Here is a 14,956-nt window from a genome sequence, read left to right on the forward strand (position 1 = left end):
GCATTCGCGATGCCGGCCCAGTCGGGGGGGTGTCAGAAGCGGAACGTGCCCTGCACGCCATAGGTGCGCGGCTGGCCGAAGTTCCAGTTGTAGATGTTGATCCCGCCGCCGGTGAACCCGGCATAGGTCTTCACCCGGTTGTTCTCGACGTTGCGGACATAGCCCTGGATGCTGAGCGCATCGCCCGGCAGCTTCAGTTCGAGGCTGAGGTCGGTGGTGGTGAACGCTTCGACCCGGTCGCCACGATAGTTGAATGCGGTCAGATAATATTCCGACTTGAACCGGCTGAACCCGTTGGCGACCAGTTCATACCCTTGCCCGAGGTCGATCGACTTGTTGTAGTTGATCCCGATCGTCCATTTCGGCGCCTGCGGTGCGGTGTTGCCCGCCAGATCCAGCGTCAGCCGCGGGACGTTCGTCGGCGGATTGGTCAGCGTCGGCGCCGGGATGCCGGCGAATTCCTGCAACTTGGCATCGATATAGTTGACGATCAGGCTCACCCGGTCATTCGGCGACAGCTTGATCGTGGTGTCGGTTTCGATACCCCATACCCGGCTCTTGCCCGCATTGAACGTGCGCGCGCCGACGGTTGTGTCGATATAGACCTGCACCTGCTGGTCCTGGTAATCATAGTAGAACGCGGATGCGTTGAACTCTAGCGTGTTGTTCAGGAACCGGTTCTTCGATCCGATTTCATAGGCGGTCAGGTTTTCCGCATTGAACGCGCCGACAAGATCGAAGCCGCCGCTTTTGAACCCGGTGCTGACCTTCGCATAGAGCAGATTGTCGCGCGCCGGCTTATATTCGACGCCGGCGGTCCAGGTGACCTTGTCTTCCGCATAGGTCGGGAAGCGGATCACCGCGCCGGGGCCGCTGCCGTCCGACGGCGGACGAACCATATTCTGCGTCCGGAAGAAGCCGTAGTTGATGTATTCGGCGTTCTTCTTGTCGTCGGTATAGCGCACGCCGCCGGTGAAGCTCAGCGTATCGGGGACGACCCAATAGGTCGCCTGGGCAAAGGCGGACTTGGATTCCGACTTCACATAGGGGCGATAGAAGAAGTTGGCGAAGGCGCTGGCGAGCGGCAGGTACAGGCCGCGCGCGATGATCTGGTTCTCATGGAAATAGAAGCCGCCGACCTGCCAGACGAAACTGCCCTGCGCCCCACCGTTCAGCCGGACTTCGTGGCTGTGGGTGCGGGTGTCGTAACGGTCGTTATAGAAGGTGAACTGTTCGGGCAGGAACCCGTTCTGCGGCAGGATCACCTGATTGTCGACGTGGCGATAGCCGCCGATATAGGTCAGCGTCGCCGGCCCGAAGTCGTAAGCGACCCGGCCCCGCACCGCATATTGCTGGCTCTTGAAATTGCCGCGACGGCCGAGCGGGAAGCTCGCCGGATCGAACGTCTGGGGCAGATCGACGAAGCTCGGTACCAGGCGTTGCGACAGCGTCGTATAGGTAGCGGGCGGCGCGACCGACGCCGGCAGTTCGGTAAGCCCCGGCGTGGCCGTATTGACCGGAAGGCCATATTGGACCGGGCCGGTCTGGTTCACGTCGACATATTCGCCGGCCAGATACACTTCGAGCGCGCCGGGCGCCAACAGGATGCTGCCGCGCACTGCATCGACATTGGCGTCATCGCCCCGACCGGCCAATGCGCCATTGTCGACATAGCCGTCATGTTCGTTGTGCAGCCCGGCGATGCGGATCGCGACGTCATTCCCCAGCGGCACGTTGACCGCACCGGTTGCGTAGATCGCGTTGTAATTGCCATAGCCCGCGGTCGCCGACCCTTCGAAGCTGCCCAGCACCGGCTTCGCCGCGACGATGTTCAGTGCACCGGCGGTCGAGTTGCGGCCGAACAGCGTCCCCTGCGGCCCGCGCAGCACCTCGATGCGTTCGAGGTCGAAGAAGTTGGCGTTGAGTGCCACGGGTCGGTTCACATATTCACCGTCGATCGACACGGTGAGCGCCGGGTCGGCGCTTTCGGAAATGTCCTGGCTGGACACGCCGCGGATCGCGATCTTGGTGAAGACCGAGTCGGGCGTGATGCCGAGATCGGGGGCGAGACGCTGCAGCCCGCTGACGTCGGTCACCGCCGCCTTGGTCAGGTCGGCACCGCTGACGGCGCGGATCGCGATCGGCGTGTCCTGCAGCCGGGTCGTGACCTTGGTCGCGGTGACGACGATTTCCTCGAGCTGGTTGTCGTCGCCCTGGCCGACGGTGGTGTCGTTCGCCGTGGTCGGCGGCGTGGCGCCGGTCGGTTCGGCGGTCTGCGCCCATGCCGGAGCGACCAGCCCGAGTGCAGTGCTAGCAAGCGCCATGCTGGCGATGCGGCGGAACGTCGTCATACGATCCCCTCTCCATGATATCGGAGGCGTATCCGCCCCTCGTTCAGAACTAGAATTGGTATTCTATTTATTGGTCAGGTCAAGCGGCTGAATCGAGCGCCGGGTCGATTTAATTTCGGCGGTCGTCAGAACATCGGATGCGGATTGCGCGCCGTGGTCGGCATCGGCTGGATCACGTCCCAATGCTCGACGATCTTGCCGTCCTTCAGCCGGTAGATGTCGGCGACCGCACCGCCGGGACTGGCCGGATCGGTCCGGCCGTGCAGGTGGATGACGGCCAGATCGCCATCGACGATGATCCGTTTCACGTCGAAGCGCGCGCCCGGCGTCGCAAACTTTTGCGCCAGCGCAGCGATCGCGGCGGCGCGCCCGTCGGGAATGCCTGGATTATGCTGGATATAGTCGGCCACCACGAACTTCTCGAACGCGCCGGCAACGTCGCGACGGCCATAGAATTGCTCGGCAAAGGCAGAGACGATCGCCCGGTTGCGTTCGGTTTCCGACGAGCGCGGCCGGGCGGCGACGGTCGATGCGACCAGCGTCGTCGCGATCAGCGCGGAGGCGACAAGACGGTTCATAGCGCAATCTCCAGGGTGAAGGGCAGATGGTCGCTGGCGGGGCCGACGGAGACGCGCGCGGTGGCCGCGCGATCCTGCCACCCCTGCCCCTGCCAGATGCGGAACAGGCGCGGTTCGGGCGTCACGCGAACGACGCCCGTTTCCCCGGGCGCAAGCGTAACCTTCGCAAAACCAACCAGCGCGAATTCGGGATCGTGGCGGTAGAGCTGGACGACCTCGCTACCCGACCGCGACCCGATATTGCGCAGCGTGACGAGCACGTCGCCGCCATCGGTCGTCGCATCGATCCAGTCGAACCGGGTATAGCCCCGCCCGGCGCCAAAGGCATGAAGCGGCGTCCGCCCGCGCGCGACCAGCCCGCGATAGCCGACCAGCACGTCGTCGTCATAGCGCAGGTCGCCGGTGGCATCGGGTTGCAGGGACAACGCCGGATAGTCGCCTTCGCTGCGCGCCAGCGTCACCGGCAGACGCCCGCCCGGCTCGCTGTCGCCCGCCAGCACGGCGGCCAGGGCGGGGCCGAACCCCTCCCCCGGATACCAGGCGGAGAGCAACGCCGAAGCGCGGTCGCCCCAGCCGGCATCGAAGGCATGCCCGATATTGGCGACGATCGCGACGTTGCGGTTCGCGGCGCACACCGCCTCGATCAGCGCGACCTGATCCGCGGCCAGCGCGGAATCGGCGCGGTCCTTGCTCTCGACGCTGGAGTCCGACGTTTCGCCGACCATCAGGATCACCGCATCGGCGGTCCGCGCCGCATCGACCGCACGCGCCAGCATCGCGGCCGCGCTGTCGGGAGTCCGGATGCCGTACCACAGGCCATGGACCCGCGCGCCGTCATAGGTGAATTCGACCTCGACCAGCACCCGCTGACCGGCGGCAAGCTGCACCTCGACGCTGTCGGCATCGCCGCGTTTCAGCGACCCCATGACGTCCGACGCCGCCATGCGTTCGGCGTGGTCGTGGACGACGCGGCCATCGACCCGCATCCGCACGGCACCGGTCGCGCCGACATAGAAACGGTGCGCGCCGTCCGCCTTTGCGGTGAACCAGCCGCTGGCCCGCACGCCGGCGGGACGATCGAACACCCCTTCGTCATGGACGCCGACAAACCACACGAGCGAATTGGTATCGCGGACCTCGCGAAAGATCGGATCGCCGGTCAGGTCGGTGTCGGCGAAATAATCGACGGTCATCCCCCGCGCTTCACCGTCGCGCGGCGTGACCGGCATCGACGGCAGGCGCGGTTGCGGATCGACGCCCGGTTCATAGACGATGGCGGCATCGCCATAGCGCGCGCGGATCGCATCGAGCGGTCGCAGCGCGTCGGGGGACAGCGCAATCTTGGCAAAGGTGCCGCCCTGATAGCAGGGCGCGGCGGCATTGGGGCCGATGACGGCGATGCGGGCATGTCGGCCGGGGACGAGCGGCAGCAGATCGCCCTCGTTGCGCAGCAGCACCATGCCGGCGGCCGCCGCCTCGACGAGGAGCGCGTCGGCATCTTCGGTCGGCGGCGTCTTGGTCCCCGACCAGCGCCGCCCGGCGCGCGCGGCGCGATCGGCGGCATCGGCCACACGTTCCGCCGCTACGTCCCCTGCCTCCACCGCGCCGACCGCCTTTGCGCCGACGAAGCGCGCGGGGCCGGGCATCTCGATATCCAGCCCGCCATTCAGGCTGCCGGCGGTCGAATGGGTGCCGAACCAGTCACTGATGAACGGACCATCGAAGCCCCATTCCCGTTTGACGATGGTCGAGATGTGGCCGTGTTCGGCGCACCAGGTCCCGTTGACCCGGTTATAGGCGGTGAGCATCGCCCCCGCCCCGGCCGCCGCGCACAATTCGAAGGGCAACAGATAGATTTCACGCAGCGCACGTTCGCCGACGACGGCGTTCATCCGGTCGCGGTCGGTTTCGCTGTCGTTGCACACCAGATGCTTCACGCAGGCACCGGTGCCGGTCGATTGCAGTCCGCGCGTCCACGCCGCCCCGGCAAGGCCGGTCAGCAGCGGGTCTTCCGAATAATATTCGAACGCGCGGCCGGCCAGCGGGCTGCGCGCCAGATTGACGTTGGGGGCCAGCACCATGTCGACGGTGCAGCGTATCGCTTCGCCGCCGACCAGCGCGCCGATCCGTTCGATCAGCGACAGGTCGAAGCTGGCGCCCAGTGCCGTGGCGCAGGGCGACAGCCGCGCGACATCGCGTTCGTCCACGCGCCCGCTGGCAATGCCCATCGGCCCGTCGCTCAGGTGCAGCGACGGGATGTCGGCGTGCGGGATCGCGGCCGTGCGCCACATCGACGCACCGGCGGTCAGGCTGGCCTGTTCGGCGAGGGTCAGCGGGATCACGCCACCGGCTCCAGCCGAAAGGCCATGATCTGCCGCGCCATGGTCGCAATCTGTCCGCCGATGCCGTTATCGGCCAGGGCACCGTCGGCAGCGAACGGCTTTTGCGCGATGGAGTTGATCGCGATGCCGGCGGGGGTCGGCCAGCCGCGCATCGCGTGGACGATCCCACGCAGCGCAGCCAGCGTGACGCCGCCCGCCTGCCATCCCGCCGCCGATACGATCAGCCCGACCGGCATCCCGTCGAAATAGACGCGGTCGTCGCCGCGCAGATCCTCCAGCAGGTCGATCGCGTTCTTGACCACGCCCGACACCCCGCCATGATAACCGGGCGTGCCGATCACCAGGCCGTCCGCCGCGCGCAACGCCGCGACGAACGCCGCCTGCTCGGGCGTACGCTCGGGCCGTTCGGGGTTGAAATGGGGTAGCGCCGCCAGTGCCGGGCCGTCGAACATCGTCGTCCGTGCGCCCAGTTCCTCGCATTCGGTCAGCACCGCCCGCACGAGCATCTCGCTCGACGATCGCGGGCGGAAGGTGCCGCCGATGCCAACGATGTGTCGTGCCATCGCCGTTACGCCTTCCTGAACGCGGGCATTACCTTTTCCGACAGCAGCCGGAGCGTCTGGTCGCCCAGCCGCAGCCGTTCGTCGGTCAGCGGTCCGGTGGTCGTGCCGCACAGGATGTTGCCGATGCCGAGTTCTTCGTAGGGCTTGAGGTGCTCGATCACCGTTTCGGGCGATCCGTACAGGCACCAGGTACCGATCCAGTCCTCGGTCAGCGCGTTGGGTGTCCGGTCGGTCTTCTTGTTCGCGTCGTTCGATTCGGCGCGGGCGTTGAATTCCGCTTCACGCTCGATCGCGTCCTGATAGGCGCGCAGGATCGCCATCATCTCGTCGCGGGCCTGTTCGTCGCTGTCGGCGACATGAACCAGCTGATAGGTGTGCGTCGTCCAGTCGAGCGCGCGGGCAATCTTGTCGGCGCTATGCCCCGCCTCCTCCAGCATCGTGCGATAGATGCCGAAGAATTTGGCGACATGGGTCATCGGCTCGGTCCCGCCGATCTTGGGCGGGGTAAAGGCGGGGATGAACGCCGGCCATGCGTTCTCGGCGGCGCGCCGGGCGCTCGATTCCTTCATCGCCACCGGCATCAGCCGGGCATGGCCCTCGCTATAGGCGGCCGGCGCGATGCGTTGCAGGACGCGGCCCTGGTGCGGGCCGTTGTCGATTTCGACCGCCGGGTCGTCCATCGTCTTGGCCCAGAGCTGTTCGGCGATGGCCAGGTTCTTTTCGGAAATCGCGCCGGCATCGCGGTAATCGACGCCGAAGCCGATCATCTCCTCGGGCGTGGTGCCCGATCCGACGCCGACCAGCAGCTTGCCGTCGGTCAGCTGGTCGAGGATGTTGATACGCTCGACGAAGCGGACCGGATGGTGGAGCGGCACCGAGGTCACGGAAAAGCCGAAATGCATGTGCGGGAATTTCGCCGCCAGATACGCCGCGAACATGTAGCTGTCGCTGGCGATCGGCATATAGCCGTTGAAGTGATGGTCCGGCAGGAACAGCGCGTCGAAACCCAGCGCGGCGGCGCGTTCGGCGTGGCTGGTCAGGTTGTGTATCAGCGCCCGGTCCTGCTCCGGCGCCATCGAACGTGCATTGAGGAACACCGAGAAACGCATCCGACCTCTCCCTTTTCACGCCCGCTTGTCGCGGTGCGCGGTTGCCGCCCGATGCCGGGTGGACTAAACTGAAATTAGAACTGTTATTCTGATATGCCGTCGGTCCGGGGGCTGTCAATGGGGTGCCGATGGATATCGAAACGATCATGGCGAAGGCGCGCGCGCCGCAGCAGGGGCGCAGCAAGGCCAGCTTCGAGCGGATGCTGACGACCGCCGAGGAACTGATGAAGCAGCGCGGATCGGACGAATTCACGCTGAACGAGGTGGCGAAGCACGGGAAGGTTTCGATCGGATCGATCTATTGCCGGTTCGACAGCAAGGAGGACCTGGTCCATGTCGTGCAGCTGCGCGTGCTGGAGCGAGTCGATACCGACATGCTGGCGGCGATCGCGGGGGTGCAGGAACGCGGCGGCGACCTGATCGACATGGTGCACGACCTGGTCGATTCGATCGCGGACGTGCTGCGCCGCTATGCCGAGGTGATGCGTCCGCTGATGCTGCGCGCGAGCGGCGATCCGGTCATCGCCTCGATCGGCAAGCGCAGCTATTCGCGGACCAGCGAGGCGGTGATCGACGCGCTGCTGACGTGCGAGAAGGAAATCCGCCACCCCGATCCGCGCCATGCCGCCGATGCCGGTTTCCGCATCGTCTATGCCGCGATCGCTCGCTATCTGGGGTTCGGTTCGTCGCTCGACGCGGCGGGCGAAGGCGACTGGAATCAGTTAAAGAACGACCTCGGCGACATGCTCGCCGCCTATTTGCGCACCGCGCCGAAGGGAAGCCACGGGGCCGCTTGACAACGGCACCGATCCACGTTCAAATCAGAATAATAATTCTGATAAGCGCCACATTCGTCGGTGCGCGGGACGAGGATGAGGAGCGTCATGGCCGAAAAGGGCTGGACCCGGCGCGAGACGCTGGGCGGTGCCGCGCTGTTCGCGCTGGCGGTGGGGATACCCGTTGCCGCGATACGGATGGACGATGCGGCGGAAGGGGTGACCGATCGCCAGCGCCTGATGCTGCGCCACGTCGCGCAGACCGTCATCCCGCGCACCGCGACGCCCGGCGCCGGCGATATCGGTGCACATGACTTCGTAATTCTCGGCCTCGCGCACGGCCTCGACGGGACGCGGGCACCGGCGGCGGGGGCGGCGTTGCCCGCGACCATGGCGCGCCACCTGCGGCAGGACGGCACGCTCGACTATCTCGACTGGCTCGAATGGCAGCTCGACTCGCGCGCGCAGGGCGACTTCCTGGCCGCCACCCCTGCCCGGCGGCAGGCGGCGGTCGGTGCGATCGATGCGGAAGCCTTTGCACAGGCCGATCGCGATGCGCCCGAATCGCCGTGGAAGAAGCTGAAGGCGCTGATCCTCACCGCCTATTACACGTCGGAAACCGGCGGCTCGCGCGAGCTGCAATATGAGCTGGTCCCCGGGAAATGGGAACCGGACCTCCCCTTTGTTCCCGGCAGTCGCGCATGGTCGAGCGACTGGACCGCGGTGGAGTTCAGCTGATGAGCGATGCATTGTTCGACGCGATCGTGATCGGGTCGGGAATTACCGGCGGCTGGGCGGCCAAGGAGCTGACCGAGGCGGGGCTGAAGGTCCTGATGCTCGAACGCGGGGCGATGATCGAACATGGCGCGGGCTATGTGAACGAGACGAAGGCGCCGTGGGATCTGGAGTTCCGGGGACTGGGCGACGCCGCGCTGTACGAGACCGACTATGCGTTCCAGCGCAAGAACCGGCATTTCACCGAATTCACCCAGGACCGCTTCGTCAACGACCGCGAGAACCCGTACACGACCGACGGCGATACCCAGTTCAACTGGTGGCGCAGCCACGGCTTGGGCGGACGATCGCTGTCCTGGGGGCGGCAATGCTATCGCTGGTCGGATTACGACTTCGACGCCAATCGCCGCGACGGGCACGGCACCGACTGGCCGATCCGCTATGCCGATATTGCGCCGTGGTATGACAAGGTCGAGGAGTTCGTCGGCGTGGCGGGCATGGCGGAGGGGCTGCCGCAGCTGCCCGATGGCCGCTTCCTGCCACCGATGGCGCTGAACCCGGTCGAGCAACATGTGCGATCGGTGATCGGTGAGCGCTGGCCCGGACGGCGGCTGACGGTCGGGCGCAACGCGAACCTGACCGAGGCCAGGCCCGATCAAGGTCGCGCGGCGTGCCAATATCGCTCGATCTGCCCGCGCGGCTGTTCCTATGGCGCCTATTTCTCGACGCAGAGTTCGACGCTGCCGGCGGCGCAGAAGACCGGCAACCTGACGCTGATCACCGATGCGGCGGTCGAGGCGATCGAGCATGACCCCGCCACCGGCCGCGCGACCGGCGTGCGCTTCATCGATACCAAGAGCGGCGAGCGCAAACGGGCGACGGCACGAATCGTGTTCCTGAATGCGGGATCATTCAACAGCGTCGGCGTGCTGCTGCGCTCGGCGACCGAAGCCAACCCGAACGGCCTCGCCAATTCGAGCGGCGTGCTCGGCACCCATATCATGGACCATGCGCAAACCGTTGCCGGCATCGCGATCATGCCGGGGTTCGAGGACCATACCTATTTCGGCAACCGCCCGACCGGCGTCGTCATCCCCCGCTTCCGCAACCTCGGCACCATCGACGGCAACGGACACACGCGCGGCTTTTCCTATCAGGGTGGCGCGTTCCGCGCGGCATGGACGCGGGGCAAGCGCGATGCCGGGATCGGCGCGGACTACAAGAACGGCCTGCGCGAGCCGGGTCCGTGGCGGATGGTGCTGGTCGCCTTTGCCGATTCGATCCCGCGCGCGACCAACCGCATCACGCTCGACCCGACGGTGAAGGATTCGATCGGCCTGCCCGCGCTGCGCATCGCGTTCGAACATGGCGCGGAGGAACGCGCCGCGCTGGCCGATGCGAAGGCGGAAGCCGCGGCGATGCTGACCGCAGCCGGCGGCCATGTGATCATGGGCCTCGACCAGCCCAGCCCCGGCGGTTCCGCGATTCACGAGATGGGCGGCGCGCGGATGGGCCATGATCCCCGCACCAGCGTGCTGAACAAGTGGAGCCAGGCGCACGACGTCGCCAACCTGTTCGTCACCGACGGCGCGCAGATGTCGTCCTCGGCCTGCCAGAACCCGTCGCTGACCTACATGGCGCTGACGGCGCGCGCCTGTGCGACGGCGGTGTCGATGCTGAAGGAAGGCGCGCTCTGATCCCAGTCTGCTAGCGGGCACATCCCGCCAGGCACCGCAGCGTCGGTGCCGCCCGGAGTGAAAGAAGATGACCGTTGCCGCATCCGCCCAAAGGCCGCTCGCCGCCGGGGAGCCGCGCGCTCCCCGCCGCTCCCGTACCGTAGCGGAGCGTTAAGTCATGCAGGCGATGCGGGAAGACCTTCCGCTTGCTTCGCCGCCGCTGCGGCGATCGGCCAAGCTCGCTTACGGGCTGGGCGACTTCGGGTTCGGCCTGTCGTGGAACATGGTGGGCGCGTTCCTGCTGTTCTTCTACACCGATGTCGCGCTGCTGCCGGCGGCGGCGGTCGGCACGTTGCTGCTGGTGTCGCGACTGGCCGATGCCGCGATCGATCCGGTGATCGGGGTGCTGGTCGACCGGACGCGTGGGCGCAGCGGACGGGCGCGGCCGTGGTTCAAATGGGGCGCGATCCCATTCGGGCTGCTGTGCGCCGCGACCTTCTGGATGCCGCCGCTGGGCGAGAATGGCCGGCTGCTCTGGGCGATCGCGACCTTCGCCGCGCTCGGCATCCTGTTTTCGGCGATCAACATTCCCTATGGCGCGCTGCTGCCGATGATGACCAACCGCAATGGCGAGCGGCTGACGCTCGGCAGCCTGCGCGCCGCCGGCACCGCGATCTCGGTCATCGTCGCCACCGCCGCGACCATGCCGCTGGTGGGAGCACTGGGGGGTGGCGATCAGCGGCTGGGGTTCCTGATCGTCGGCGGGCTGTTCGGCCTGATCACCACCGTGACGACGCTCAACCTGCTGCGCTGTCCCGAACAGGTCCATGCCGTCGAACCGCCGGTCGCCCAGGCGATCTGGCCGCAGGTGCGCGCGATGCTGGGCAACCGGGCGTGGAACACCGTGTTCCTGTTCGCGCTGCTCAATTTCGTCCGGTTCGGCGCGGTGCTGGCGATCACGCCGTTCTTCGCGATCAACGTACTGGGCAAGCCGTGGATGATCTCGATCCTGCTGCCGGCGGTATCGGGCACGCTGTTGATCGGATCGGTCATCGCCCCGCCCTATTTCAAGCGGCTGGGGATGCGGCGCGGCAACCTGATCGCGCTGCTGGCGGCATTGCCGCTGTTCGCCGCGCTGCCGCTGGTCGAAGGATCGACCGCCGGGTTCCTGACGCTCTACCTGCTGGGATCGGTGCTGCTGAGCATCACCATGACCGCGATCTTTGCGATGGCGGCGGAGGCGATCGAATATCACGAACAGCTGACCGGCACGCGCAACGAAGGGCTGCTGTCGTCGGGCATCAGCCTGTCGACCAAGATCGGCATGGCGGTCGGCGGTGCGCTGGTCGCGTTCGGCCTGGCAAGCATCGGCTATGTGCCCGGCAAGGGCGGCGGCGAGGTCGTAACCGGGCTGCGGTGGCTGTATTATGCGCCGATCGTAGCGTGTCTGGTTGCGCAGATGGTGGTGATCGCACGCTATCCGGCGATCGCGCGGCCGGCGTGATTTGGGGGCGGCATGCCGTTCCTGCCGGGCGCGATCGGCATGCGTCCATGGTCGTTATTCCCGCGCAGGCGGGGGGCCCAGCTATGCCACGCACTCTCCGGCGGCGCGGTTGTCGCGTACCCCCGCGCAGGCGGGGGTCCAGGGCCAAACAAAACCATGGCTTGCGAATGTGGCTCTGGGTCCCCGCCTCCGCGGGGGTACGCCGTATGCTTTGGTTGCCGCGTCAATCGCGCGGTCTGGACCCCCGCCTGCGCGGGGGTACGGGCGGGTCGGTGGATAGGGAGTGGACTGTCGCAAAGGTCTCGCACAGTCGAAAATCCATGGGCGCACCCGTTTCGTTTCACGTCGCCACACTGACGTTTACGGCCTCCCACCTACGCAGGAGTGACGATCGGGGAACTGTCCGGGCAAGCCCCGTTGCAGGTCAGGTCAGGCTTCATCCCTGTCGGACGCGACGTGCTATTACGGGGAGACCCCAGCTTTCGCTGGGGTGACGGGCTTTTGGCCAACGAAATGGGGGCGGCGTCCTGTAGGACCCGCCCCCGCACTCGCGCCGCAAAGGCCCGTCAGCGCAGCGTCAGCGTCTTCGCATCCTTGGTCGTCGGCACGAACGGCAGGTAGGAGATCCGCATCGTCTCGGCCAGCTCGATGCGATGGTCACCGGGCGTCAGTCCGCCGCTGCGCTTCACGCCGACCACGGCCTTCTCGCCGAAGTTCCAGCGGTCGCCATATTCGCTCTCCATCTGGTCGAGCGTCCAGGTCCGGCCGCGCAGGGTCACGGTGATGTCGTCGCGCGGCACCGGTTCGCCATCGACGCTGACCGCGACATTCTCGATCATCGAGACGCCGAGGCCGCGATAATAGGGAAGCCGCGCCTCGATGCTGAAGCCGTCGTCGGTCGCCTTCAGGCTGTCGTCCACGATCATCTTGTTATCGAACATGTCGGTGTCCTTCAGGCAGCGATGGCGTTGGTGGCGGGGGCATCGATCAGGCGCTTCAGCATCTCCTGATGCCGGCGGACCTGTTCGACCGAGTCGACCTCGTACGCGTCCTCGATCCAGCGATTTCCTTCATATTCCGAACAGATATAGCCGTCATAGCCGCCCTGGTTCAGCACGCCCACGATCCTGGCATAGTCGATCGACGGTTCGACCAGATCGGCATCCATCTGATAGAATTTGCCGTGGATGTGATGGATACGGTGCATGTAATCGAGCATCCGCTTCGGCTCGTAGGCGGCATTGTGGCGCAGCGTTTCGGCCATGGCCAGTGCGGGTCCGGTGCCGCCCATGTCGCGCACGTTCAGGATGACATATTCGCTCAGGACCCGGTCCTCATACGCCTTCACGATATAGTCGGCGATGTGTTGCGGCACGCCGTTGCGGATGAAGCGTTCCTTCCACACCGGCGGAAAGGCGGTGAGGAACATGCCCATGTCGGGCAGAAAGCCCAGCGCATCGCTGCCCGACTTCTCGAAAGCCTCGGCATGGCGGACGATCCACGGGTGATCGAAATGCAGCGGGGCGTGCACCTCGATCAGCAGCTTGACGCCCTTCTCCTCGGCATAGGGTGCCGCCGCGACCAGCACGTCGGGGGCGATCGAGACGAGGGCGCGGAGATATTTCACGCCGAGGCGCGCGCCGAAGTCGATGTCCTTGCGGATGCTCGCGACCTGTTCGTCGAACGGCATCTCGCGGCCCTTGTACCGCTTGTAATCGAGCATGAAGTCGTGGGCGACCGGCACCGCGCCGTACTTCGCGATCAGCTGGTGCCATTCGGCGATCTTTTCGTCGGCCACGCCCGCTTCCGGCCAGCCCCAGAAGGTCTGTTCGCCGATCACCTCGATCCCCGGTGCGCCCAGTTCGACGCTGGTGCGGATGCAGTCCTCCAGCGTCATTTTGCCGAGAAAGGTTTCGTTCTGGTAGCTGTAGAGGCTGACGCCCCGTTTGATCGTCATGACCATCGTCCTGCAATGGGGGTGGATCAGGCGACCGCCGGCTGGGCAGGGTTGTCCCCGCCATGCCGCGTCACCGCGAGAAGGAAGGCCGCGACCGCGCCGACGACGCCGGCCGCGCCCATGATCAGGAACGCGCCCTGCATCGCGCCCGTCTGGACGCGGAACAGCGACACCAGGAACGGACTGGAGAATTGCCCGAAGAAGAAGCAGGCGGTCCACACGCCCATGCCGCGCCCGCGATGTTCGAAGGGCAGCTTGGTCTGTGCCCAGGCGATCAGCGTCGGCACGGCCATGCCGGCGCCGGTCTGCTGCACGACCAGCCCCGCGACCATCCAGCGCCAGTCGGGCGCCAGCCCGATCATCGCCAGCCCGCCACCGATCAGCGACAGGAAGATGCCGAGTTGCACCACCGGACGCGCACGGCCGGTCGCCCAGAAGATCGCCGACCCGACCATGACGAACAGGCTGGGGATGAAGGTCAGCTTGCTCAGTTCCTGCGACGACTGGATGCCGACTTCGCGGAACGCCATGCCGCCGTTGATGATGAAGACATAATAGAGCGCCGACGCGAACAGCGTGACCGCGCCGATGATCGCGACCGATGCCGCCGGAAAGGGACTGCGCGCCGGTTCGGCGCCGATGCCCAGCATCTTGCGTGCGGTGGCGTCGCTGGTCGGCTCATACAGGAACTTGGCAGCGGCGAGGAACGTCGGGAAGGCGATCAGATAGATCAGGAAGATCCCGTTCCAGCGCAGGCCGGTAAGGAACCCCGACGCCAGGATGACGCCGCTGGCGAGGAACGGTCCGGCCAGCCCCTGCAGCGTCAGCCAGTTGCGCCGCCCCTTTTCATCCCAATAATCGCCGATCAGCGTATTCATCGTGGTCAGGATCGCGGCTTCGGCAATGCCCAGCAGGAGCCGCGAGGCGTAGATCGCATTCAGATCGTTCAGGAAGAACGGCGCCGTTCCGAACACCCCGAACAGCAATGTCGCCGCCAGCAGCAATTTGCGCCGGCCAAACCGGTCGACGAGGATCCCGGCGAACAGCGCGAAGATCGCGATGGTCAGCCCCGGCGCCGACACCATCGCCGGCACCTTCCACGCGGCGGTCGGCTCGGCGGCGAAATGGTCGATGATCGACGGGACCGCCGGGAACAGCGATACGATGGCGAGGATCGGCAGGAAGCCGGCGATGATGACGGTCAGCCCCTGCCCGATGCCCGGGCGGCGTAATCCCATCTGTCCTGTGTCGGCGGTCATCCGAATCCTCTCCCTAACCCATCGACCGGTTTGCCGGCTTAATTAGAACTTGCATTCTGATACGTGGTATCGCCATGACCTGCGACCCTGTCAAGCGAGGATCGAT

Annotated in this window: 12 protein-coding genes; 4 read left to right on the forward strand and 8 right to left on the reverse strand. The window is 66.2% G+C overall.

Features of this window, described 5'->3' with window-relative positions:
* Window positions 1-32 precede the first annotated feature (32 nt).
* The 5 genes from PPZ50_RS10905 to PPZ50_RS10925 all read right to left on the reverse strand — a co-directional run bounded on the left by PPZ50_RS10905 (window position 33) and on the right by PPZ50_RS10925 (window position 6,943).
* Window positions 33-2,351 (reverse strand): TonB-dependent receptor, encoded by a 2,319-nt coding sequence (locus PPZ50_RS10905; RefSeq protein ID WP_272815294.1) that lies wholly within the window; start codon window positions 2,349-2,351, stop codon window positions 33-35.
* A 125-nt stretch (window positions 2,352-2,476) separates the two neighbouring features.
* Entirely contained in the window at window positions 2,477-2,929 is a 453-nt protein-coding gene (locus PPZ50_RS10910) for a nuclear transport factor 2 family protein (RefSeq protein ID WP_066691526.1), read from the reverse strand.
* Entirely contained in the window at window positions 2,926-5,271 is a 2,346-nt protein-coding gene (locus tag PPZ50_RS10915) for a glycoside hydrolase family 3 protein (RefSeq protein ID WP_157092768.1), read from the reverse strand. Before PPZ50_RS10915 ends, PPZ50_RS10910 begins: the two co-directional genes overlap by 4 nt.
* Window positions 5,268-5,834 (reverse strand): NADPH-dependent FMN reductase, encoded by a 567-nt coding sequence (locus PPZ50_RS10920; protein WP_066691533.1) that lies wholly within the window; start codon window positions 5,832-5,834, stop codon window positions 5,268-5,270. Before PPZ50_RS10920 ends, PPZ50_RS10915 begins: the two co-directional genes overlap by 4 nt.
* A 5-nt stretch (window positions 5,835-5,839) precedes the next feature.
* A complete protein-coding gene (locus tag PPZ50_RS10925; RefSeq protein WP_066691545.1) occupies window positions 5,840-6,943 on the reverse strand; it encodes an LLM class flavin-dependent oxidoreductase in 1,104 nt (367 codons plus the stop codon).
* A 128-nt stretch (window positions 6,944-7,071) separates the two neighbouring features.
* Between PPZ50_RS10925 and PPZ50_RS10930 the strand changes: the two genes are divergently transcribed.
* The 4 genes from PPZ50_RS10930 to PPZ50_RS10945 all read left to right on the forward strand — a co-directional run bounded on the left by PPZ50_RS10930 (window position 7,072) and on the right by PPZ50_RS10945 (window position 11,634).
* Complete coding sequence (locus tag PPZ50_RS10930; protein ID WP_066691548.1) at window positions 7,072-7,740, forward strand: TetR/AcrR family transcriptional regulator; 669 nt, start codon at window positions 7,072-7,074, stop codon at window positions 7,738-7,740.
* A 75-nt stretch (window positions 7,741-7,815) separates the two neighbouring features.
* Window positions 7,816-8,457: a gluconate 2-dehydrogenase subunit 3 family protein gene (locus PPZ50_RS10935; protein ID WP_232308003.1), complete on the forward strand. Its 642-nt coding sequence runs from the start codon at window positions 7,816-7,818 to the stop codon at window positions 8,455-8,457.
* The gene (locus tag PPZ50_RS10940; RefSeq protein WP_066691555.1) at window positions 8,457-10,151 is read left to right on the forward strand and encodes a GMC oxidoreductase; all 1,695 of its coding nucleotides are present in this window, start codon (window positions 8,457-8,459) and stop codon (window positions 10,149-10,151) included. Before PPZ50_RS10935 ends, PPZ50_RS10940 begins: the two co-directional genes overlap by 1 nt.
* A gap of 166 nt (window positions 10,152-10,317) precedes the next feature.
* The gene (locus tag PPZ50_RS10945; RefSeq protein ID WP_198158576.1) at window positions 10,318-11,634 is read left to right on the forward strand and encodes an MFS transporter; all 1,317 of its coding nucleotides are present in this window, start codon (window positions 10,318-10,320) and stop codon (window positions 11,632-11,634) included.
* 566 nt (window positions 11,635-12,200) lie between these two features.
* Here the strand turns inward: PPZ50_RS10945 and PPZ50_RS10950 are convergent.
* From PPZ50_RS10950 to PPZ50_RS10960, 3 genes are read right to left on the reverse strand one after another with little or no spacing between them, the layout of a single operon-like run.
* Entirely contained in the window at window positions 12,201-12,575 is a 375-nt protein-coding gene (locus PPZ50_RS10950; protein ID WP_066691565.1) for a C-glycoside deglycosidase beta subunit domain-containing protein, read from the reverse strand.
* 11 nt (window positions 12,576-12,586) lie between these two features.
* Window positions 12,587-13,597, reverse strand: coding sequence for a sugar phosphate isomerase/epimerase family protein (locus PPZ50_RS10955; protein WP_066691568.1), 1,011 nt, complete (start codon window positions 13,595-13,597; stop codon window positions 12,587-12,589).
* A gap of 20 nt (window positions 13,598-13,617) precedes the next feature.
* Window positions 13,618-14,850: an MFS transporter gene (locus PPZ50_RS10960; protein ID WP_084401655.1), complete on the reverse strand. Its 1,233-nt coding sequence runs from the start codon at window positions 14,848-14,850 to the stop codon at window positions 13,618-13,620.
* Window positions 14,851-14,956 lie beyond the last annotated feature (106 nt).

The sequence above is a fragment of the Sphingomonas hankookensis genome (assembly GCF_028551275.1).
GTDB lineage: Bacteria > Pseudomonadota > Alphaproteobacteria > Sphingomonadales > Sphingomonadaceae > Sphingomonas > Sphingomonas hankookensis_A.